The organism is Candidatus Schekmanbacteria bacterium, from assembly GCA_016219965.1.
Taxonomy (GTDB): domain Bacteria; phylum Schekmanbacteria; class GWA2-38-11; order GWA2-38-11; family J061; genus JACRJM01.
Genome location: JACRJM010000003.1, coordinates 1 through 22,937, shown reverse-complemented (window position 1 = coordinate 22,937; position 22,937 = coordinate 1). Strand labels below are relative to the sequence as shown.

The 22,937-nt window shown below is 39.1% G+C and carries 22 protein-coding genes; 20 read left to right on the top strand and 2 right to left on the bottom strand.

Translation table 11 applies throughout. From position 1 onward, the window contains the following. Nucleotides 1–96: 96 nt before the first annotated feature. The 3 genes from HZA77_02395 to HZA77_02385 are packed head-to-tail and all read left to right on the top strand — an operon-like array spanning nucleotide 97 to nucleotide 2,531. On the top strand, nucleotides 97–543 hold the full coding sequence (locus HZA77_02395; protein ID MBI5374254.1) for a prepilin-type N-terminal cleavage/methylation domain-containing protein: 447 nt from the start codon (nucleotides 97–99) through the stop codon (nucleotides 541–543). Between the two features lie 9 nt (nucleotides 544–552). After that, a complete protein-coding gene (locus tag HZA77_02390) occupies nucleotides 553–1,458 on the top strand; it encodes a prepilin-type N-terminal cleavage/methylation domain-containing protein (protein ID MBI5374253.1) in 906 nt (301 codons plus the stop codon). Beyond that, on the top strand, nucleotides 1,458–2,531 hold the full coding sequence (locus HZA77_02385; GenBank protein ID MBI5374252.1) for a pilus assembly PilX N-terminal domain-containing protein: 1,074 nt from the start codon (nucleotides 1,458–1,460) through the stop codon (nucleotides 2,529–2,531). The genes HZA77_02390 and HZA77_02385 overlap by 1 nt, the downstream gene beginning before the upstream one ends. 2 nt (nucleotides 2,532–2,533) lie before the next feature. On the opposite strand, the gene HZA77_02380 is transcribed toward HZA77_02385, so the two are convergent. Continuing rightward, nucleotides 2,534–2,947 carry a hypothetical protein gene (locus HZA77_02380; protein MBI5374251.1) on the bottom strand — a complete coding sequence of 138 codons (414 nt, stop codon included), beginning with the start codon at nucleotides 2,945–2,947 and terminating at the stop codon, nucleotides 2,534–2,536. A 106-nt stretch (nucleotides 2,948–3,053) separates the two neighbouring features. On the opposite strand from HZA77_02380, the gene bamD reads away from it, so the two are divergent. The 3 genes from bamD to HZA77_02365 are packed head-to-tail and all read left to right on the top strand — an operon-like array spanning nucleotide 3,054 to nucleotide 6,205. Continuing rightward, nucleotides 3,054–3,974, top strand: coding sequence for an outer membrane protein assembly factor BamD (gene bamD / locus HZA77_02375; GenBank protein ID MBI5374250.1), 921 nt, complete (start codon nucleotides 3,054–3,056; stop codon nucleotides 3,972–3,974). A gap of 6 nt (nucleotides 3,975–3,980) precedes the next feature. Continuing rightward, nucleotides 3,981–5,477: a hypothetical protein gene (locus HZA77_02370; protein MBI5374249.1), complete on the top strand. Its 1,497-nt coding sequence runs from the start codon at nucleotides 3,981–3,983 to the stop codon at nucleotides 5,475–5,477. Then, entirely contained in the window at nucleotides 5,474–6,205 is a 732-nt protein-coding gene (locus HZA77_02365; GenBank protein MBI5374248.1) for a DUF1349 domain-containing protein, read from the top strand. The genes HZA77_02370 and HZA77_02365 overlap by 4 nt, the downstream gene beginning before the upstream one ends. Nucleotides 6,206–6,235: 30 nt before the next feature. Here HZA77_02365 and HZA77_02360 read toward each other — a convergent pair whose 3' ends face one another. Further along, a complete protein-coding gene (locus HZA77_02360) occupies nucleotides 6,236–8,224 on the bottom strand; it encodes a glycosyltransferase family 39 protein (GenBank protein ID MBI5374247.1) in 1,989 nt (662 codons plus the stop codon). Nucleotides 8,225–8,313: 89 nt separating this feature from the next. Between HZA77_02360 and HZA77_02355 the strand changes: the two genes are divergently transcribed. The 14 genes from HZA77_02355 to HZA77_02290 all read left to right on the top strand — a co-directional run bounded on the left by HZA77_02355 (nucleotide 8,314) and on the right by HZA77_02290 (nucleotide 22,756). Next, the gene (locus tag HZA77_02355; protein MBI5374246.1) at nucleotides 8,314–9,024 is read left to right on the top strand and encodes a hypothetical protein; all 711 of its coding nucleotides are present in this window, start codon (nucleotides 8,314–8,316) and stop codon (nucleotides 9,022–9,024) included. 16 nt (nucleotides 9,025–9,040) lie between these two features. After that, entirely contained in the window at nucleotides 9,041–10,600 is a 1,560-nt protein-coding gene (locus tag HZA77_02350; protein ID MBI5374245.1) for a hypothetical protein, read from the top strand. A 94-nt stretch (nucleotides 10,601–10,694) separates the two neighbouring features. Then, nucleotides 10,695–11,948, top strand: coding sequence for a 3-isopropylmalate dehydratase large subunit (locus HZA77_02345; protein ID MBI5374244.1), 1,254 nt, complete (start codon nucleotides 10,695–10,697; stop codon nucleotides 11,946–11,948). A gap of 46 nt (nucleotides 11,949–11,994) precedes the next feature. Then, nucleotides 11,995–12,495, top strand: a complete 501-nt coding sequence (locus HZA77_02340; protein ID MBI5374243.1) for a 3-isopropylmalate dehydratase small subunit — start codon at nucleotides 11,995–11,997, stop codon at nucleotides 12,493–12,495. Between the two features lie 31 nt (nucleotides 12,496–12,526). Then, a complete protein-coding gene (locus tag HZA77_02335) occupies nucleotides 12,527–12,940 on the top strand; it encodes a DnaJ domain-containing protein (protein ID MBI5374242.1) in 414 nt (137 codons plus the stop codon). A gap of 130 nt (nucleotides 12,941–13,070) precedes the next feature. Then, nucleotides 13,071–14,096 (top strand): 4Fe-4S binding protein, encoded by a 1,026-nt coding sequence (locus tag HZA77_02330; GenBank protein ID MBI5374241.1) that lies wholly within the window; start codon nucleotides 13,071–13,073, stop codon nucleotides 14,094–14,096. Nucleotides 14,097–14,129: 33 nt separating this feature from the next. After that, a complete protein-coding gene (locus HZA77_02325) occupies nucleotides 14,130–14,384 on the top strand; it encodes a 4Fe-4S binding protein (GenBank protein ID MBI5374240.1) in 255 nt (84 codons plus the stop codon). Nucleotides 14,385–14,496: 112 nt separating this feature from the next. Further along, complete coding sequence (locus tag HZA77_02320; GenBank protein ID MBI5374239.1) at nucleotides 14,497–15,426, top strand: 4Fe-4S binding protein; 930 nt, start codon at nucleotides 14,497–14,499, stop codon at nucleotides 15,424–15,426. 45 nt (nucleotides 15,427–15,471) lie between these two features. Then, complete coding sequence (locus tag HZA77_02315) at nucleotides 15,472–17,184, top strand: FAD-dependent oxidoreductase (GenBank protein ID MBI5374238.1); 1,713 nt, start codon at nucleotides 15,472–15,474, stop codon at nucleotides 17,182–17,184. A gap of 27 nt (nucleotides 17,185–17,211) precedes the next feature. Continuing rightward, nucleotides 17,212–17,778 (top strand): hypothetical protein, encoded by a 567-nt coding sequence (locus HZA77_02310; GenBank protein MBI5374237.1) that lies wholly within the window; start codon nucleotides 17,212–17,214, stop codon nucleotides 17,776–17,778. A gap of 77 nt (nucleotides 17,779–17,855) precedes the next feature. Beyond that, nucleotides 17,856–18,410 carry a hypothetical protein gene (locus tag HZA77_02305; protein ID MBI5374236.1) on the top strand — a complete coding sequence of 185 codons (555 nt, stop codon included), beginning with the start codon at nucleotides 17,856–17,858 and terminating at the stop codon, nucleotides 18,408–18,410. Between the two features lie 84 nt (nucleotides 18,411–18,494). Next, nucleotides 18,495–19,943, top strand: a complete 1,449-nt coding sequence (locus HZA77_02300) for an FAD-binding oxidoreductase (protein MBI5374235.1) — start codon at nucleotides 18,495–18,497, stop codon at nucleotides 19,941–19,943. Nucleotides 19,944–19,955: 12 nt separating this feature from the next. Continuing rightward, nucleotides 19,956–21,212 carry a (Fe-S)-binding protein gene (locus HZA77_02295; protein MBI5374234.1) on the top strand — a complete coding sequence of 419 codons (1,257 nt, stop codon included), beginning with the start codon at nucleotides 19,956–19,958 and terminating at the stop codon, nucleotides 21,210–21,212. An 11-nt stretch (nucleotides 21,213–21,223) separates the two neighbouring features. Next, nucleotides 21,224–22,756 carry an FAD-binding oxidoreductase gene (locus HZA77_02290; GenBank protein ID MBI5374233.1) on the top strand — a complete coding sequence of 511 codons (1,533 nt, stop codon included), beginning with the start codon at nucleotides 21,224–21,226 and terminating at the stop codon, nucleotides 22,754–22,756. Nucleotides 22,757–22,937: the final 181 nt, after the last annotated feature.

Below are 22,937 nucleotides of genomic sequence, written 5' to 3'. Positions count from 1 at the left end.
TTTTCAAATAGCTTATGTCAATATTGTATAACTCTTTGTATGTCTTAAGTTTGTAGATTTATGAACGAAAACACCCAGCACATAATGGGCATAGTTATGAGTGAAATACATGTAAACAGAAAAAGACAGGATGGTTTTACTTTCATAGAGATATTGGTATCCATAGTTATACTGGCGGTTGGCCTCCTTTCAATAGCAGGTCTTGTGACTACAGTTATAAAGGGCAATGTGTCGAGCAAAAAGACTACCACTGCAATTGCCTTAGCTCAGACGAAAATCGAAGAACTCAAGAATAAGCCTTTTACCGATTCTGAACTTGAAGATACAAACGCATCAAATAATTTCAATCTTAGCAGTACCACATCGATTGATCACAGTGAGGAAGGCATTGATGAAAATGGGGAAGCAGGTGGATATTATAACAGGATATGGAATGTGGCTAACAATATTCCTTCGAGCGGAATAAAAACTGTTGAGGTTATTATTACATGGCAGGACAACGGCGCACATAGCATATCCTTTACCACAGCCATTGCAGAGTGAGAATTTCAAATGAAAAATGCTAAATCATATAAGGGGTTTACTCTTATAGAGATAATGGTTTCCGTAGTATTGGCATCAATAATATTAGTTACTCTCTATTCCTTATTTACCAGTCAGCAAAAAACATACAACTCGCAGGACCTTATAGTCGAGATGCAGCAGAATGTAAGGACTGCATTGGATACAATGGTGAGGGATTTAAGAACTATGGGTTATGGTATTCCAACTGTTAGTAACCCATCAGCCATTGAAGCCATAACTTCTGCAACGGAGAATAGCATAACTTTCAAAGTTGATATGGATGATGTAAGTGCGAGTCTTGTTTCAGACTATACTGCGCCGGGAACAACGCTTTCTGTCAATACCGTCAGCGACAGTTCCTCTTCCTACTACTATGGACGTTTTTCAGCAGGAGACACTATTTATATAACTGACGGTTATAAATGGAATTCCACTATGATATCAGCAAGCGCTGTAGGGAGTCTCACTATAACACCTCTTACAGATTATTTTCCGGCAGGCTCAGTCCTCCATGTCATACATTCAATTACTTTCTCGCAAAGTCCTTCCAATCATCTTCACTCCACATCAACATCAACTAATAAGATAACAAGAAGTATTGATGGAGGCTCAGCCCAACCTGTAGTTGATGATATTGACTATCTTGAGTTCAAGTATTATGATGAAAACGATAATCTGCTCGGGAGTGTGACTCCATATAAGGGAGTTGCCCTTAGTTCATCAGAGAAAAATAGTGTAAGGAAGATTAAGGTGCTTGTTATTGCGCGTACAATGAGAGAGGATCCATATTATAAGGACAGCGGAACGTATAACTGCGGGGATACATATAGTGACCGTTATCACAGAATAACTCTTGAATCTGATATTAAATTAAGGAATATAGGATCGGATTAATGGTAAAATTATCAAAAATATTAAAAAATGAGAGAGGTATGGTTCTCGTTATAGCCATGCTTATACTGGTAATGTTAACCGTTCTCGGGTTAGGTGCAGTAATGATTACATCTACTGAGCTTAAAATCTCTGGAAATTTAAAAACATCAACAGACGCCCTTTACACTGCTGAAGGAGGAATGGAGATTACAGAAGGGAATCTTAAAACAAGCGCTGTCAGCAATTTCTCAGGGTCGAGCGGAACAGGCAATAATACACAGATTTATACAATAGGGCAGTCTCCGAGAACAACTATTATGAATCCGCTTAACTGGGTTGATACAACATGGTATATTAATGGCAGTTTAAGTACGCTTTTGAGTACAAGTAATGCTGATACCGCCTGGAGTATTTGCAAAAGAATTTCTGTGGGGAGAAATTCTTCTAAAATAACCATTCCCCGTCTGCAATGGCTTTGGTCAAATCCAACATCGATAACATTCCGTAAAGTGCAATCTCAATTTGTCTCTACATCGGAGATATCTACTACTAAACAAATTGAAGCTGATATAGAGGTTAAATTCGAAAACAACTTTCTTTTCTTCCAAACTTTTAAGAACCCGACAAGTACTACTACTGATATTGATAATATAACTAGCAATAATGTTGTGATAGGAGCGCAGGGTTATGATTTAGGTATAGATCCGGCCTTGAGTAAAATAACCGGCATATGTACCAATGACAGTACAGACAAAGCAATCATTATTTATAGGGATATTGATAACAATATCTCAACTCCCGGGTGGACGATAGTCGGGGAAGCTGAAGTGAACACTGTAAATAAGACCTTCTGTCTCAGCAACACGCATGGATATCGCTACACACCCTACGGTGGATCCGGAGAAGAACCGGTGTGTATTCCAAGCGGTGGAGACTATATACCCGATACGTCAGGAGCACCATCGTTATCATTAAGTAATGGGCAAATTTACAAAGTAGAACTGGTTGATATAAGTTCACTTACCAGATCTTCGGGAAACCCTTCTTCATCTACTAGCGGAACATGGGTTTCAAATTCATACAATAAATGGTAGAATCATGAAAACTCAAAATGAGGAGTTCGCATGTTAAAAATTATTAAAATTGTTATTATCCCCGTAATTCTTTTTATTTCTACAATGTTATTGTCAATGACTATGACATTTGCAGATTCAAGCAGCGATGAGAATTCGTCAGCAGTCAGCTCCAATATGAATGTAAACGGAGGAAGCAATATTGATGTTCCAAGTACAGTTATAAAGAACTGGCATGAAATTAAGTAATGAAATAAATAGAGGAGAAAAAAAATGCTAAAATTTTTTAAGGTATTATTAATATCAACAGCTGTGATTACAGTAGGTGGGACTATTTTATTCAGTGTTGCCTCTGCTGAAAGTGACAGCAATGATAATTCGAGTAGTTTAAATGCTAATGCCGGGGGCACAACTCCTTTTACACCCACTACTACCATTAAGAACTGGCACGAAGTTAAGTAATTTTGCGGTATAAAAAAGAGAACAGCTTGTTAAGATTCCCAATAAGTTGGAACTACCATTCATTCAAATGGTTAACCTGAGTTGAAAAGAATATTTTTTTTGTTACTTGTCATGTTCCTGCTCTCAGGATGTACACGCATAAGCCGCGATGAACTTGAGAACATTGAAAAAACAATAGACACTGGTAATTACCCTCTTGCCGTTCTAACGCTTGATAAATTAACAACTCAATACCCTAATGATCCTATAGTTTATTATCTGTTAGGCTTTTCCTCGCTAAAAAACGATGATTCTTCTAAAGCTCTCAAAGCTTTTAGGAAAACATTTGAGATAAAAAAGAATTATTCAACCATGGTAGGTGATATAGATGTAGCGAACTTTCTTGCTGGAAACAGCTTAAGTGGAAGCGATACTTTGTTTATGGCAGCTATGCGGGAAATAGATACTATTTTTCTTAAGCATAAAGAGGGAGAAGTTCAAGACCGCATAAGATATCATAAGGCAATGCTTCTTCTTTTGGCAAAGGAATATGGAAAAGCTGTAAATGAGCTTCAGCAAGTCATGGATAATGATTTTCATTCAGAATATGATTCCATGGCTCAATTAAAGATAGGAATTATAAAAGTAGATTTTTTGCATCAGGAATCAGAAGGATTAAAAGAAGTTGAAAAAGTTTTGACTTTATATCCGGGTTCTGAGGAAGCTCCGGAGGCGATGTTTTGGCTTGCAGAGCAAAGGAGAAAGGCAGCGCAGATGTTTGGGAACAGGGCAGAATCACTGGAAAAGTTTTACAATTCATGGGATAATGTAAAAGAATTTGAAGGTGAAAGGAAGGAAGCCATAGCGCAAGCCAGAAAGGACAGAGCAAGGGAGACTGAAAATTTCAGAAGTGCTGTTAAAGTACTTAATGACCTTATCAAGCGGTTTCCCAATAGTTCTTTATCATCTGATGCAACTGAAGTTATTAAAAATATGAATCAGAGTAAAAACAACAAAGAATAAAAAAAGTTGGAGACTCTTAATCGAAATAAATACCTTCTAACAGGTTTTTCTTTACTCCTCGCAATATTTTGTCTTTATAAAGTTCAGTATTCTTCGCAGTCCATAGTTGGTTATGATGGTTATTATCACATCAGGATTGCAGAACAGATGCGTACCAAAGGGATTTTTTCGGCAAGTCCTTCATTGATTTGTTTTCCAGAAGGGACTTTCGTTGACCATCATTTTCTTTATCATATACTGCTTATTCCTTTTACATATTCAGGTCTTATGGTTGGAGCTAAAAATTCATCTCTGTTTTTTGATTTTCTACTGCTATTATCTATAGCTGTTATACTTCTTAAGATGAATGTCCCGGCACCATTTATGTGGATACTTCTTTGTGTATCGCTTTCCGGGACTTTTCTTTTCCGTTTATCGCTTCCAAGGGCAGTGGTTCCGTCTCTGATAGTTCTTATATGGATATGGTATTTAATGCTTAAAAAAAAATATATAAGCACTTATATCGTGTCTTTTTTATATCCTTTGCTTTATGGAGGTTTTTCTGCTGTTTTTCTTGTTTTTGCCGGTGTTTTATTGTCAGAACTTTGGATTACCAGGAAGTTAGATTATAAAACCGCCTTGAGCGTTTTAGCGGGTATTATAACAGGGTTGGTTCTAAACCCTTTTTTTCCGCTAAATATAAATTTTATTTATTTGCAAACCACATCAGCAGGGTTGTTAAGGGAAGTGGAGGGGGGCGGAGAGTGGAAATCCTTTACCCCTGAAGAATTTATGACAGGACAGTTTCCTTTGATTGCTTTGTTTCTTATATCTATTTACTTCATAACATTAAGCACAAAAAAGAAGGGAATTGATACGTTATCAATGCTGGTAGTTTCTGTCATGTCACTGGCAATGTGCTGGCGATGGAGAAGGTTTATTGAGCTTGCAGTACCATTTGTTTTGCTCTTTGCATCGTTAGCCTTCAGAGATTGCATTGATGATTTTTTAAAATTTACAGTTTTTAAGAAAAAAGCACCTTCAAAATTTGGTATAGCTATTCCTGCGTTAGCAATACTATTTTTATTATTATTTCAAACACAATCCGCTATGGCCCAAGTTTCTTCAGATCGCAGGGAATACAACAGATACAGAAATGGCTTACAGTGGTTGCTTGAAAATGATATCGGAATGGGAGTTTATCTCTCTGACTGGGATGATTATCCGGAACTTTATTTTTATAATCCTGATAACCATTATCTTGTTGGACTTGACCCGGCCTTTTTATACCTTTATGATAAAAAAATGTATAAAATATGGAATGAAATAAATAATGGAACTTATAAAGGGAATCTCAGGGATGTTTTTATAAAACTCTTCAAGACTCCAATACTTTTTACAGATTATGCGCATGGAAATTTTATAAGAATGGTCGAAATGGATCCATCTATTAAGATTGACTATGCTGATGCTTATTGCAAGATATACAAAGTGTTGCCAGAAAGAAAGGTAAACCTGCAATGAAACATATTATAATTCTTGTAATTTTACTTTTTGTCTTAACATCGCCGGCCTTGGCAATTTATAAATGGACTGATTCAAAGGGAGCGATTCACTTTACTGATCTTCCTCCTTCTGAGGCTTCTCAGATTGAGAATTTAAAACTCCAGACAGGTCCAGCAGCGCTTACTGATACTTTTGATGATGATGTTGTCAGTAAAGCATGGCTGAGGGCGAATTCAAATGATCCTAATATTTTCATTGAAAAAGATGACAACCTCATAATCATTGCTCCAGGAAATACTGATATGTGGTACGATACTTTCACAGCCCCATTGCTATACAAAAGAATAAACGGTACGTTGAATTTCGAAGCAGAAGTAAAGCTTGAATTTAAATCCAACGGATCGGACAAGGGGGGATTAATTTTATGGACAGATGATAGAGGAAGAAATGATTTTCTGCTTCTATGCAAATCCAAGAATGAAGACATAAACTTCAGAAGAATTACCGGAAAAGAGTCCGTAAAAGGAACTGAGCCAGGATATACTGATGATTCGATTAGTTTCAAGCTTGTGAAAGATGGAGAAAATTTTAGTGCATATTACAGTAAAGATGGTACTGACTGGGCAGAGCTCGGTAGTTTGATATTCCAGCCGGGTGTTAATCTTAATATTGGATTATTTTCCTGCTCATGGAAACCCGCTCCTTCAAAAGCAACATTTTACTATTTCGTGGTAAAACAAAAATAAAATTGTATTTTTAAGTTTTAGCTGGAATGGTTAATAGGATGGCGAAGCGATTACTGCAAAAAACCTTTTTTCCTTTGAATTTGGCACAAATGTTATTTCCACATTATGATATCCCTTCTCAATATGGAAAGATTTTACTTCATAATAGTTTGAAGGTAATTCCTCTCTAAAGATTTTTTTTGAGTCTATTGAGATAGAAAATTTCCCGGTCGAATAAACTTTGTATCTGTAAGTTCCGCTGCTTTCTGCCTTAAAAATTGCCTTGATAGAGGCTGTCGTTAATTTAGCATTTCCCGGATAGACATTATTGATAAAAGGATACTCCGTAAAAGAAATATGTTGTTCTGGTAAGGGGGTGCCACTTTCATCATAAAAAGAGGTTCCAGTTTTCAGCCACTCTCCTCCCCAGTCCACGTTCTTGAAAAGCTCACTAGGGCTCCCTTTCTCTATATTCCTGTATATCGCAATGAGCGGTATCCCACCAGGACCTGCCGAAAAAATAGGAGTTATGTTTTCAGTGTAAAATTTTATTTCCTGGTCAAAAAAACCTTCGCGGAAATTGATTATTAGATATTCATAATCGTTTTGATCATAGACAACATCAGGTGAGAGCATCTCATATTTATGGTAATAGTCAAATGGGATAGAATAAAATCCGCACCTGTTAGCGATTCTGCAACGCTTAAGCTTTGTATTTAAAAAATTTAGCACATCTTTGTTAAATGGATCACCCCAGTATGTGCTTTCAAGACCAAGTTTTTGCGCCCCTTTAAGACCGCCTGCAAAGGCATTGTAATAAGAAAGCTCGTAGGGATGGATGTTATATAAGGAAATTGCGGAAGAAATTATGATAACCGCGCCTGCGATGGATGCAAGAAATTTGTATCTTCCTTTCAGGAAAAAGTTCTTTAAATTATAAAATCCAACCCCTGAAAGAATTGCAAGGAATGGAAAAGAAGGAAGGAAAAGTCTTTCTCCGTCATAAGCAGGACCAATCCCTGTCGCAATTGCGGCAATTGGAAGGATAGCATTTATTAAAAATAGAACAGAAAATTTTTCAGCATCTGTCTTTTTATCAATTCTTTTCCAATTTACTCTTTTTAAAAGATAATAAATGCTTGTACCTGCTCCTGCTACAATAAGGATTACTAATGGAGCAGGAATAGTAAGTAGAGTTATTAGAGGAGCATAGTGCCATGGGACTTTATTTGAATCGTATGTATTACCGAGATAAAATGTTTTTACAATAAAATCGTTTGTGTGTGTAGACATGCCTTCAAAAAACCCTGCAAGGTGGGGCCAGAAATCAACCCAAAGCCAGGGATTGGACAGGTAAAAAACAAATGGAGAGATTAGAGCTCCATAAAGGATAAACTTTGCTGCTTTCTTGTCCGGATAGAAGATTATCCACACTAATAATGCGACAGGTATCATTAATGCATGAGCTTTTGTGCATAAAGCTAAGCCAAGTGTTATTGCAAATAAAACAGAGAAATATTTTTTTTCAATACCTGTGATAAAGAAATAGATGGTCAATACCCACATAAATGTTATGGGTATGTCGAGGGCGAAGATATGCGCCTGTCCGAACATGCGCGGCATAAAAAGAAGCCCCAATGATGCTATGAGGGCTGATGGTATATCCGTTATCCTGAGAGCGAGTAGAAATATAAGTGCACATGTTATTGAGAACATTATTTCGGGAGAGAGTCTTAAGGATTTTATGTCGCCAATAATGTTTTTGAACAGACCCCATGAAATGGCGTGAATCATCCTGCCAAATGGCGGATGATAGTGGAGGTGTTCACCAAAATATTTTTCAACTATTCCTCTGCTTCTGAATGATGAAAAAGCTCCACCGGAAACGGAAACCAGTGAAAATTTCATCCAGGAGGCAAATGACTTAGCAGCCGTATCATTAAGCCAAGCCTCATCACAAGTTATACCTATGCTATCTGTTGAGGTATAAAGAAGCGTCAACGACAGAAAAAAAATTAGAAGTGCAGTTAAATATTTCACCTGTTTTAGTGCGAAAGTTATGTGAAAATATTACTAAATGCCATAAGATTCGTATATCAGAAAAAATAATAGCATAAAGGAATGATGAAATGGAAACAGCAAATCAAGCTGTTCGGGAACATTATAATAATATTGCAAAAAAAATTTACATGTTCCTTGGTGCTTACTGGGTATTGCTGCTTGCATTTCTTTTTAGTGATTTTATTTTTCACCATATTGGTTACACTATTACAGCTGATGAAAGCCCTATAAATTGGTTTACGGCTGTAGATCTTGTTCTCGCATCTTTTGCGGCAGTTATGGTTTTTTCTGAACTGTCCGGTTTTTCCCTCAACCGGGGAAAATACAAGTTTCTCTGGATTGTCATTGCGTCAGGTCTTCTCTGGGCAGCTTTCGATGAACAATTCGAACTCCACGAAAAAGTGGGAGCCATCATTGACAGTTGGGTTTCCGGCAGCAGTTTGGAATTGTTTTTTTACAGGATTTTCGATGAAGGGGAGAAACTTATTATAATGCTTTATGCGGCAGGAGGCATTATGATGACATTTGTTTTCCTTTTCAATATGGTTTCTTCAAAGAAGGCTGCGAAATGCTTCATTACAGCAATCATTTTTCAAGTTTTGGCAATGCTCTGTGATAGATTCAATGTTGTTTTCGATATTTTGGGGATATACTCAAAAGATCCAAATTATACGGGCTACATTGAAGAGATATCGGAGTTTCTGTCATCTTCACTTTTTTTTGGAGCCATGCTCCTTGAATATTTCTGGCTAAGAGTACTATCAAAAAACAAAATTTAAATAATACAGTGATACGATGTCTTTGCTAGGAAAGCCCCGCACGATTTTATTTTTATTGATAGCTTCAGTTTTTTTTCTTTCTATTCTCTTTCCCAACAGGGACTACAGTTATGATTCGATTCAATATGTAATAGATGCGCAGGATGAGAACCTGATTCTTCATCCGCATCATCTGCTTTTTTATCCGACGGCCAGGCTTGCATGTGCAATATCTTCTAGTTTCCTTGGCGAGATGAATGAATGGATTATGCCTATACAGCTTCTTAACATAATTATTTTCCCTATTGCAGTATATTTCTTTTATTCCTTTCTTGTTGATGTAAGCGGTAATATAGCAGCTTCGATTCTATGTGCTGCTATTTTTGCATTTTCAGGAAGTATCTGGTCTCTTTCAATTGACAATGAAGTTCACACTCTGGAACTTCTTTTTTTTATTATGGCGTTAAAATGTGCTTCTTCACGAAAAAATATTATTTTAGCAGCCTCTATGTTTGCGATAGCAACATTGTATCATCAGGGAGCGGTTCTACTGTTCCCTGCATTTGTAGCTTTCTTTTTCTTAAATTCCAAAGAAAAACGTGGAATTGACGGTATTTATTTTGCCTTTTCTTATGTAGCTGTTGCCGGCGGATTATTTCTTGGATGCGCTGCGTTAGACGGGAAAAGGTCGCTGTCAGAAATCATAAAATGGTTCACCTTTTATACTGAATCAGGAAAATGGGGCACGTTAACCCTTTCAAATCTCTTTTATTCAGCGGCATCGTTGTTCCAGCTTTTTTTTGCATCACGGGTTGACAGGAGAATTGTATTTTCAGGAAATATTTATCCTCAAGATTATATCTATCTTCTTATGGAAGCCGTTGGAACTTTGAGTATAGCTTTTCTATTAATTATTATTGTTTTAAAGTCATGGAAGAAAGAAATAGACTTTGGAATCTGGTCACACGTTGCATTAATTGTATTTATTCCTGTGACTTTTTTTGCCTTTTGGTGGGAAGCTCAGAATGTTGAATTCTGGCTTCCCTGTCTTATAGTGATGCTTCTACTTTTATCAATTGCAATAGCTGAAACTTACAAAAAAAAACAACCTTTTTTATTTTACCTGTCATTCTTTCTTCTAATCATAATATTTATCCATAACTTATTCTCTTCAGTCATTCCAGATTCAAGGCTTTTGAAAAATGAAACTTATCTGTTTACGCAGAAATTTGCTCCTTATGTTTCAGAGGGAGATGTTTTTATAAACAATAAGAAAAAGCCTGTTCCTTATCTTCAGTATTATAGTGGAAAGAAGATAGATTATGTTTCATTTGCAGAATACCCTTTGAAGAAATGGGCAAATATCAGTGAAGTAAAGAATGTAATTGCTGGTAAAATAGAATCTTCTCTTAAAAGTAATAAAAAAGTCTTTATTACATCATCTGAAATTCTTCCTCCGGAGTTTGATCCTGCCATCAATGACGTTATCAGGGGAAAAGAAAGAGATAATTTTTACGATGCGTACAGCGGCCGGTTGAAAAAGCTTTTTCAATACACAATGGACGGGAAACTTGAGAGTTTGTTTGTTGTAAATTAAATTAGCAAAATAAGTTGAGAATTGATAAAATCAATCCATATTGTTGTTAATTTATATGAAATTCATTAATTATTAGATTAACCGGAGATTTGTTATGGGAAAGACGATGGCTGAAAAGATAATAGGTGAGCATGCCGGAAAAAGCCTGAAAGCCGGAGACCTTGCTGTCGTCGCAGTTGATTTAAGTTATGTGCAGGATGGTACAGGTCCGCTTGCAGTAAGGCAAATGAAGAGTATGGGACTTGAAAAGGCTTTTAATCCATCGCACTCGATATTCTTTCTTGACCATGCATCGCCAAGCCCTCGGCTTGAACTCTCAAATGACCATAAATTCCTGCGTGAATTTGCAGAAAAAACAGGAATACGTGTTTCCGATGTAGGAAATGGCATATCTCATCAGGTAGTACTCGAAGAATATGCTTTACCTGGAAATCTTATTGTTGGGGCAGATTCACATACATGTACCGGAGGAGCGATAGGCGCATTTGCGACCGGAATGGGTTCGACTGATGTGGCTGTAGCCATAGCCCTAGGCAAAACATGGATGAGGGTTCCTGAAACATTAAAGGTAGTTGTTGATGGAAAACTTCGGAAGGGGGTTTATTCAAAAGACATCATCCTCAATCTTATAGGTATGATATCAAGCAGCGGTGCAACTTATAAAGCGCTTGAGTTCCACGGAAGTACTATAGAAAGTTTAAGTATTGATGCACGGGCTACAATTGCGAATATGGCAGTTGAAGCAGGAGCCAAGGCAGGTCTGTTTCCTTCTGATGAAATTACTAAAAAATTTCTGAGCGATATGGGGAGGGAGCCAGGTTACCGTGAAATTAAACCAGATGACGATGCAGAATATGAAAAGGTAATTAATATCGATGGAGAAAAACTTGAGCCCACAATTGCCTGTCCTCACCTTGTTCATAATACAAAGGCAGTTGGAGAAGTAGGAGAAGTTTTTGTCCAGGAAGTTTTTCTGGGCACTTCCTGCAACGGCAGATACGAGGACCTTAAAATTGCGGCGGAAATTTTAAACGGGAAGAAGGTCGATAAAAGAGTGAGATTGCTAGTTACTCCTGCTTCGCGAAATGTCTATCTTCGTGCCCTTAAAGACGGCATTATTGAAACATTCGTTCGCGCCGGAGGTGTGGTAACCGGGCCGGGGTGCGGTGCCTGTGTGGGTGTTCATGAAGGAGTGCTTGGTGATGGAGAGATTTGCCTTGCCACACAACCGCGAAATTTCAAAGGGAGGATGGGTAATCCAAACGCTTTTATATATCTTGGATCTCCTGCTATTGCGGCGGCTACGGCAATAACTGGAAAGATTACTGATCCTCGTGAGTTCTTATAGATAGTGTTTCTTTTATTGAAATCTTTTTTAAAGAGGTATTTTTATTATGGAAGTTATTAGCGGAAAGTGCTGGAAATTCGGAGATGATATAAGCACTGATCTGATTGCACCCGGACGGCTTTTCCATTTGCGTTCCAATCTTCCGGAGCTTGTAAAACATGTCATGGAAGATGCAAGGCCAGGTTTTTACGATATGATAAAAAAGGGAGATATAATTGTAGCGGGCTTTAATTTTGGCCAGGGGTCTAGCCGAGAGCATGCACCGACAATAATAAAGATGGCAGGCATATCAGCTGTTGTGGCAAAAAGTTTTGCACGGATTTTTTACAGAAACTGTATTAACGTTGGATTGCCGGCTATAATCATTGACACCTCTTCATTAGATGAGGGAGATATGGCTGGGATTGATATGCAGAACGGAACAATAACAAATTTTACAAAAAATCTGACTCTCAAATTTCCTCCTTTGCCTGCAACTATGTCAAAAATATTAAATGAAGGAGGTCTCGCACCATATGTAAAAAAGTATGGTGATCTTTTACTTTAAATAAATGGCACGTCTCTCCTTAATAGGCTTATTGATACTTTTAGTATTCTATATTTTGTCGCCTGTTGATTTTATCCCTGACTTTATTCCTTTCGTTGGACGCATAGATGACATTGTTATTCCCATAATTTTATTCTGGTTATACAAAAAAAAGTTCCAGAGACAATCTTATAAATATTCTACTGGTCCAAGTGATGAAAACCGTAATTTCGGAAATGAAAACGTTAGAACAGCTAAATCAAAGAAAGACCCTTATAGAGTATTAAATATTGATAGAGGATCTTCTGAGTTGGAGATTAAACGAGCCTACAAAGAAATGCTTTCCAAGTATCATCCTGATAAAGTCGCGCATCTTGGAAAGGAATTACAGGATCTTGCACATGAGAAAGTTATTGAAATAACAGAAGCTTATAATGATCTTGAAGCTTGTGGTTTCAAAAATTAGGATTAACCTTAATTTTAATTTTTTTTGTAAAAGCCACTTGACAAATTTACGAGAAACTATTAAATATTCAAACAGACGTTTGGTAGGTTAGTAAAAAAATAAAAAATAAAGATACTTGGGAGGAGATTTTATGTGCCATTTTTGCACTAAACATGGTGATGGAGGCAAATGGTTCGAGAATGCAGCTAACTTTGCAGCAAGAATGTATTCTAACCGAAAGAAGAAGACTGAAAAAGAAGAAAAGTTTGTTCAACACATGGGAAGTGAGGCACTTAAGATAGATCCTGATCATCCTGAAAAGAGCAGAATGTATGCTACTCCTCCTGTCATAACTGAAGATATAGCAGATAATCCATGGGCACAGCAGAAAATGTTTGAGACAAGAAGCAAATTTCCCTATCATTTGGATTCAAATGGAGATGTTAAAATACCTAAGGGAGCTGTTGTTGACCTTGATATTATGTTTACTGACCTATTAAAAGAAGTTGTTGATGCTACCGGTGTAGAAGCTGACAAAGTACCTCAGTTAAAAAGAAAAGTTGCAAGCTTTATGGGAAATTACCACTTTGGTCAGGTTATAACTCTTGAAGAAACCCTTGATATGTTGGAACTGACTTACCCAATAGGAATGATGCAGTGTATCTGCAGAAGAGAAACAAGAGGGCAGATGGCTCCTGGGGAAGCAAATTTCTGTTTCTCTCTTGGTGTTGGAATTTATAAATGGGAACGTTGGCCTGAGACATTCAGAGGACTTACATTTTTAAGTGTCAAGGAAGCAAAGGAAATGATTACACACTACAATAAAAAAGGATTGGTACATTCGCTTTGGACCTTCAATGTTCCTTATATAGGAGGAATCTGTAACTGTGAATATCCTGTATGTCAGGGGATCAGGGGAAGACTTGATTACGGTGTTGAATCAATAATATTAAAAGGGGAATGGTGTGCAAAACCATTGTATGAAAACTGTACAGGCTGCGGGAATTGCGTACGCTATTGCCAGTTCGGTGCAATGAGTATGCAACTTTCCAGAAACAAAGTAGCTATTGATATGAAGAAATGTTTCGGGTGCGGCCAGTGTGAAAAACATTGCCCTAACAGTGCGATCGAAATGGTAGAGAGAAGGAAAACTCCAGGTATAAGCGATCTTTGGTAATTTATAAAAAGTAATCAGTAAGGAGGGGTAATAATGAGTTTGATGGATGTAAAGATTGATCATGAAAAATGCAAGGTTCCTGCTGCATGCAGAAAGTGCCTTGCAATTTGCCCTCAGGCAGTATTTAAGCTGCATTTGGGGAAAGTAGAGAAATACAAACTTGCACCTGATGAAGAGTGGCATCTAGAAGCCTGGTATTGGACAAGATGCTCAGGTTGTATGGAATGCGTAAAGATATGTCCGCTCGATGCAATAAGGGTAAAAAAGAGAAAAGAAGCAGTTGCCTAAGGGGGGTAGACAATTTCTTCAGAAAATCTCTTGATTTTCTCGGGAAATCTTATATTTGTTACCAAACAAACGTTTTTTTTATTTTAAATAAATAAAACAAGGGGGATTACAAATGTGCCATAACTGTATTTCGCATGGAGGAGATGGTGGTAAATGGTTCCATGCTGCGGAGAACTTTGCGGCAGGGCTTTACCGTAGGCAGAAAAAAGCAGCACAGCAGAAAGCACAAAAGGCTGAGAAAAAAACTGGTGAAATAATAAACCCGCTTCAACCGCCACCTGAGTATTATATGACTGAAGATGGTGAGTTTGCTCTTCAGCCCGGCGCGCAGGTTGACCTCGACATAATGTTTTCCGACCTGATGCGGGAAGTTCTCGAGGCAACAGGGAAAGATGTAAAGAAACTTCCTATTCTCAAGAAAAAAGTAAACAGCTTCATGGAGAATTACCATTTCGGTCAGGTTATTACCCTTGAAGAAGCCGAGCAGATGCTGGAGATAACATATCCTATAGGCATAATGGAATGTATCTGCAAAAGGGAATCGCGTGGTATGTATAAAAACGATGATGCTATGACCTGCCTTTCCCTTGGGGTTGGCATCTATAAATGGGAACGCTGGCCTGAAACTTTCCGTAATTTCCAATTCCTTTCCGTAAAAGAGGCAAAACAGAGGCTTCGCCATTTTGACAGGCGAGGTAATGTCCATACTCTCTGGACTTTTTATACGCCATATATAGGCGGCATCTGTAACTGTGAATATCCTACCTGTCTTGGAATAAGAGGACGTATTGATTATGATGTGTCCGAGATCCTTCTTAAGGGAGAGTATTGTGCTAAGCCGGTACACGACAAATGTATAGGCTGCGGCGAATGTATTACGTTCTGCCAGTTTGGCGCCATGTCTCTTCAGGTGAGCCGCAACAAGGTAAACATCAATATGAATAAATGCTTTGGATGCGCGCAGTGCGCCAACCATTGCCGTCATGAGGCAATAGAGATGGTAGAGCGCATGACAACACCGGGGCTCAGGGACATTTGGTGATTTCAATAATTACTTCGGGAATTCCAATATATAAGGAGGATTTTTATGGCAAGGGTTCAAATAGCAATTAACCGGGAAAAATGTCCGGTTCCTATAAGATGCCGCAAATGTGTAGAAGTATGTCCGCAATGTCTTTACAAACTTCACCTTGTTAAGATTGACAAGGGGAAGCAAATGCCTGAGGAAGCCTGGGATCTTGATATGTGGTTTCCCGACCAGTGCGTAGGGTGCCTTGAATGTGTGAAGGTTTGTCCTGAAAATGCTTTGAGAGTAATTGCTCCATGCGAAGCAGAATGTCCTGCTCATGTTGATGTTCCTTCGATAGTTTCTCTTATCGCGGCAGGCCGAACAGAAGAAGCCCTTCACCTTCACAGGGAAAGAAATCCTTTTGTGGAAATAAGCGCAAGGGTTTGTCCTCATCCATGTGAATCATTGTGCGAGAGAAAAAGGGTTGACTCTTCTTCTATTGCGGTCCGCGGTGTGAAGCGTTATATGGCGGACCTTGCGGCTGCAAAGTCAACTAAAATAAAGGATCTCATGAGAGAGAATCCTAACAATGCCAAAAAGAAAGTTGCGGTAATAGGTGCAGGACCTGCCGGTCTTTCATGTGCATATTTTCTGCGGAAAATAGGACATCCTGTGACAATATTCGAAAAAGCTGACAGACCTGGCGGAATGCTTTCTCTAATGATTCCATCATACCGTCTGCCGCAGGATGTAGTTGACAGGGAGGTAAATTTCGTACTGAGTTCAGGAATAGAATTAAAGCTTAATACGACCGTCGGCAAAGATATTACTTTCGAGGATCTGAAGAAACAGGGCTATGAAGCTATTTTCCTCGGGATAGGGGCATGGAGATCAACACCGCTTGGAGTTCCCGGTGAGGAGCTTGAAGGGGTAATCTCTGCTATGGATATGCTGAAGGATTACCGCAAGGGAATAGCACCTAAGCTTGGCAAAAAAGTCGTTGTCATAGGCGGAGGCAATGCTGCAATTGATGCTGCCCGCACAGCTTTCAGGTTTGGCTCAGATGTAACAGTGGTTTACAGACGAGACCGCGACGAAATGCCTGCTATTCCGGCTGAGATCGAAGAAGCTGAGAAGGAAGGCGTTAAATTTATATTACTTGCAAGGCCTTTAAAGGTTGAAGGGAAAAATGGACATGTCAGCGGTTTAGCTTGTGGAAAGATGATGATGAAAGGATACGACAATAACGCAAGGCGCAGATCTGTACCTATAGAAGGATCAGACTTTACAGTTGAAGCTGATACCGTAATAATAGCCATAGGGCAGAAACTTGATGCAAATGAGTTATTGCAAGGTACTGGCATAGGGCTTTCATATGAAGGATATATCTATGCAGACCATCATATGACCACCACGATTCCTTACATTTTTGCAGGCGGCGATGTAACAAAGGGTCCGTCCAGCGTGGTTGAAGCAATAGGAGCGGGAGAGAGGGCTGCAAGGGCAATCAACCATTATTTGTCCAAAGAGCTTACTGCAGATCAGAAAACAGACTTCTGGTGGATTGAACCATATGAAGACGACATTTCCTATAATACTAGATCAGCAGTACCTAAGTATGAAAGAGCTGTTACACCTCTTGTTCCTGTTTCAGAGAGGGTAGGTTCAAAGGAAGTTGAAATGACAATGAGTGCAGAAGATGCTCTCCATGAGTGCGCCAGATGCCTGCGCTGCGACTATGTTGATAAGGAAGTTTTAAACAGAATACTGTCTGCTGCTGCTGCACGCTGACATATTATTTTGAAAGGATAAAAGAATATGAGCTCAAAAGGCCTGAAGTATTTTATTGATGAAACTTATTTCCAATCTCTTGATGATGAATTTGGAGTAAAGAAAATAGCTGAAAAATTTGCAAATGCCGTCAAAGGGAAAAGTGAGAAGGAAATTGAAGAGATAGGCAAACAGATTTTTGATGAATATGGCAAGTCTCTTGCCAAGAGAATACTTGAAACCGAAGCTGATAACAGGGACAGGACAGCAGAGCAGATATATGAGGTTGCAAAAAAGACAGGACATATATTCCCGAATGTTCCGCAGAGAATGATTGAGATTGGTATTCTGGCAACCAGGGTTGAGGATAAGTGGCGCTGGGGAGAAATATCATTTAAGAGGTTGTCCTATGCTGTCTCAAAATGCACAATGAACCAGGCTCTCATCGAAGCGGTTGGAGAAAAAATCGCAAACACGCTTCCATGCAGGCATTACTGCACTGCTTTGAGCGAAACGATATATCAGGGCTTGAATCTTGATGTTGGTGTAAGGATGGTTGCCGAACTTCCTAAAGACAAGAAATGCCAGTTTGACGGTTTTTTTCATTTTCATTGATTGCGACTAACTAACTAAATGATTGGTGTATTAATCGAATCCTGATAAAAACTCCTTTTTAGGAAATGGAGAAGACTATGGGTAAATACGCTTTTGGTATTCCAGATGAGTTTCTTGATATCCTTGAAAAGGAGTTTACCATTGGGGCGGTTGTTAGGAAATATGAGGAAGACGCAAAAGAGAAAGTAAACAAGGGAGAGATAGCTCAAAAGGTTTTTGGCGATTACGGCAGAAATCTGGCAGTTCGGATAATTGAGCTTGAAGGTAATTATAGGGATAATACGGCTAAAGTAATTTATGAAGTAGCTGCAAAGACGGGTCATGTCTTCCCAAGTGTTCCTCAGCGTCTTCTTGAAATAGGGTTTAATGCATTACGCCCGTTTGATGAATGGAAATACAGGGAGGTTTCACATAAGTCCCTTGTCATCGAGGTAAAGGATTGCACTATTAACAAGGGGATTAAAGAGGAAATCGGGGAAGGGGAAGCAAAACAAATTCCATGCAGGAGTCTTTGTTTAGGTTTCTCTGATGAATTGTTTAAGAAGCTCGGATTGAAAGTTGAGCTTTCAATGACAAAAAGTCGCCCTGTTGAAGGCTGTTGCTGTTTCAGAGCAGATTTCCAGGGGAAATAAAACAAGTTTTTTCCTTTACTAATACCGCTCTTTTTGGTTAATGAAGAGCGGTAATTTTTTTATTTATTTTGGAGGTGAAGATCCTTGTCACTTAAAAGTAAACTTGAAAGCATAGCAGGAAAAGAAAGTGTAAATGTTAATGGGGCGTTAAGTAAATATGCAACAGACGAAAGCCCATTCAAAGGGGTTGTCCCTAACTACGAGGTCAAAGCAACTACTTCTGTACAAGTACGGGAAATAATTAATCTTGCAAGGAAAGAAAAAACCCCTGTTGTACCTTCAAGCTCCACTGTTCATTTTAACGGGGCTGCTCTTTCACTTCAGGGGGGGATAGTGATTGACCTCAGTGGAATGAACAAGATAAAAACTATTGATGAGAGAAACAGGAAAGTCATCTTCGAGCCTGGTGTGACATGGGGAACGCTTGCGTCAGAACTTTCAAGTAAAGATCTAAGGATGTTCAATCCGCTTTTTCCACATTCAGGTACATCTGCTTTAACATCTCTTCTTGAAAGGGAACCTGCAATTATTCCTAAATTTGAATATGCTGATCCTATTATGACCCTTGAAGCTGTTCTGCCAAATGGAGAATTAATGAGAACAGGTTCATCGTCTATTACCCTTTCCTATGACAAGGATGATGCGGCAGTTGATATGGTATGCCCTTACGGACCGGGGATGGATTTTTTCAGGCTCTTTCATGGTGCGCAGGGAACGCTGGGTGTCGTGACATGGGTTGCTGTAAAGCTTGAGCATCTTTCTCCTTTAAAAAAGCTTTTTATCATAAGCTGCAGCGAACTGGAAAAAGCTATAAGGATTGTTCATTCTATGCAGAACGACATGATAGGACAGGAATGCTTCATCCTTGACCGCAATGATGCCGGATTGATTTTGTCACGAGGCGATATTGCCAGATATGGAGAGCTTAAGAACGGGCTTTCAAATTATAATATAATAATGGTTTTGCGCGGAGGGAAGAGACGCCCTGAAGAGAAGATTGCATACGAGGAAGAAGCTTTGCGGGAAATGCTTGGAAAAGAACTCGATGGAGGAGACGGAGTCAGAAGTGATGATAAGAATTGGATGCTTGAAAATTTAGGTATGAACTGGCCTCAAGGATCTGTCTACTGGAAGAACCTTTTAAAAGGTAAGGTATTTCAGATCGCATATAAGACAACTTTAAAAAATATTGATATCCTATCAACAACATTTAAGAAGATAATTACTTCCAATGGATTCGATATCAATGATTGTGGCTTATATGTGCAACCCCTTGAGTACGGCAGAGCGTATCATTGCGAGCATCATCTCTATTATGCTCCGGAAGGAGAGGACTTTAGGAAAAAACTTGTAAGTCTCTATGAAGAGCTTGCGGTAACGCTTGCAAATAAAGGTGCTTTCTTCAACCAGCCTTATGGTCCGGCAGTTCAGGCTCTATTTGATAAAACGGGTGGGTACAGAGAGGCAGTGAAAAAAGTGAAAACAATATTTGATCCTGCGGGAATAATGAACCCAGGAAAGTTGACTTTTTAGGAGCATTGATTGATGGAACTTGAAAAATACAGATATGACATAGAGATGTGTGTAAGGTCGTCCTCATGCAAATGGGTAGATCCAATGTACTCAAAGAGCAAGAGATTTAATAAGATATGCCCAATAAATACGAAATTCAAATTTGATTCCTTTTCATGCCAGGGGATAATGGATATAGCTCTTGCCTATCTGGATGGTGAGATAGGGATCGATGAAGACCTTTATAAGATACTTTACCACTGTACCCTTTGCGGTGCATGCGACATTATGTGTAAGAGGTGCATGGACACCGAGAGACTCGAAATAATAGAGGCTTTCAGGTGCCGTTATATTGAAAAAGGTGGAAAGGTTTCTAAAAAACAGAAAAATATTTTATCCAATGTGGAAAGCAAGGGTAACCCTTACGGCGCTTCTCAAAATGAGAGGACAAAATGGTTTGACAAAGGGAGTGAAAAAACGGGAGAAGCAGAAATCCTTTATTTTGCGGGCTGTACTGCATCGTACCGCTATCCTTCAATTGCAAAATCAAGTGTAAAGATTTTTGAAGCTGCAGGTGTGAACTTCAAACTTTTTCCAAGCGAGCAGTGCTGCGGCAATCCTCTTCTAAGACTGGGGTACAAATCGCAAGCTGATACTATAAGAAAAAACAATATTGATTCTCTGGCAAAAAGCGGATGCAAGGTCATAGTTACGTCATGCGCAGAATGTTATCACATGTGGAAAGTTGATTATCCGAGGATTGAAGAAAAAAGCGGAACAGATTACGAGGTACTCCATATAACTGAGTATGCTGATAAACTCATAAAGGAAGGAAGACTGACAATAAAGGGGTCAATTAATAAAACGGTTACATATCATGATTCATGCCGTCTTGGCAGACTTTCCGAGCCATATACTCACTGGGATGGAAAGCGTATAGAATTCGGAAGGACGGACCCTCCCAAACAGCAATGGAGAAGAGGGACAAAAGGTGTTTATGAACAACCGCGCAGTGTGCTTAAAAGTATAAGTGGCGTGAATCTCGTTGAAATGGAACGTATCAGGGAAAATGCATGGTGCTGCGGAGCAGGGGGTGCAGTGAAATGGATAAATAATGATTTTTCAATCTGGTCTGCAGGTGAAAGGATTGAAGAAGTAAAACAGACAGGAGCAAATACGCTTGTTGCATCTTGTCCTTTTTGCAGGTGGAATTTTACAGAAACCGTGAAAGCTGGTTCAAATAATATCGAAATACTCGACTTTGCTGAATTATTGGCAAGCGTGATATAAGGAGTTGAAGCATGGCATTACCACGTGAAGCAGCAAAAGAACTTAAATCCGTAGTAGGTGAGGAGAACTTTACAGAGTCTAAGACCATGTGCGAGGCATATTCTCGCGGTGGCTATGGAAAATTTTCATGGGACAAAAACCGCAAAATTCCTGGTTGTGTTATTCTTCCTTCAAGTACTGAAGAGGTACAGGCTATAGTAAGAATTGCGAACCGTTATAAACTTCCATATATCCCTCTTGGTACTTTTTTCATTGCCCTCTGTGTTCCACTAAAACCAAACACAATAATGATAGATATGAAGCGAATGGATCGCATCGAGATAGATGAAGAAAACATGTATGCTCTTGTTGATCCTTACGTCACATATACAGAGCTTCAGACAGAAGCGATGAAACGTGGACTTTATACAAGTGCTCCATCGTGCGGAGCCCAGGTCGCTGTAATAGCCAACCATCTTAATCAGGGTATGGGACAACTCGTCCATCGTGTAGGATATGCAAACAGAAGGGTTCTTGCAGCAGAATGGATACTTCCTGACGGAGAGTTAATGAAAACCGGCTCAGCCTCAATGGTAAATGATTATTTCTGGGGAGAAGGTCCGGGTCCAGATCTTCGTGGAATAATGAGAGGATGGTTTGGAAACTTCGGAGGGCTTGGGATTGTCACCAAAATGGCTGTGAAGCTTTTTCGTTTGCCTTTCAGGGGGGTACCTGAAGCAGTAGGGGTTTCTCCAAATACAGCATTTGCTCTTCCGGAAGAAAGATTTAAATGGTTTACAACTTTTTACCCCACTACCGATCAGGCAATTAATTCCATGTATGAGGTTGGAAAAGCTGAGATAGCTGCAGTGTGCGTCCGTGTTCCTTTCATCTGGCGTTACATTGCGAGAGCAAAGTCACGGGATGATTTCCATGCAAGATGGGAAACAGACAAGCATAAATTTGGCGTGTCTACTCCAAGCATGGTAAGAGTTATGCTCGTAGGATTTACTTCGAAGAAACAGCTTGAATATGAGGAAAGAGTCTTAAAGGACATTGTGGCTGAAAATGGTGGTACTATCGAAGATGCGACCCCATTCTCAAGCGGACAGGTATTCAAGCTTGGTATATCGAGCAATGTTACGGTTCCTGCTGGATTTTTTGCAGTTACAAAATTTGCCTTTGATTCCTTCGACCATGCAAAACGGGCACTTGCAGAAACAACCGACCTTAAAGCAAAAGTTATTCCCCCGTTCTTTAATGATTCAGAAGAGAGCGGATGGATGCAGAGCTATGATATGGGACATATAGGTTACGGCGAGTACTTCTCATACTTTGACAAAAGCATGGTTGACAAGTTTATGGAGTACGAGATTGACTCAATAAAACATGATATAAAAATGGGTGCTTATCCGGGTGCACAATGGTCGCACCTTCACGAGCATATAGGACCCGCAACCGGCAATTATCATTTACTGATGGAAAAGCTGGGGAGATCTTTTGATCCTAACCATGTTTCCAATCCGCCAAGGCTAGCGCCGTCGAGAGATAAGAAGAAACAATAGAGTAGCAACTTCATTTTTTGGTTTTCTATTTTAAATAGAAATTGCGGAGCCTAATGCAGGCTCCGCAACTTTACTGGAGTATCAATTTTCTATTTTTCGATCAATCTTTGTAATTACCCGAGCAGTGATAGTGCTGCCTGTGGTGCTGCGTTTGCCTGGGCAAGTATTGAAGTACCGGCTT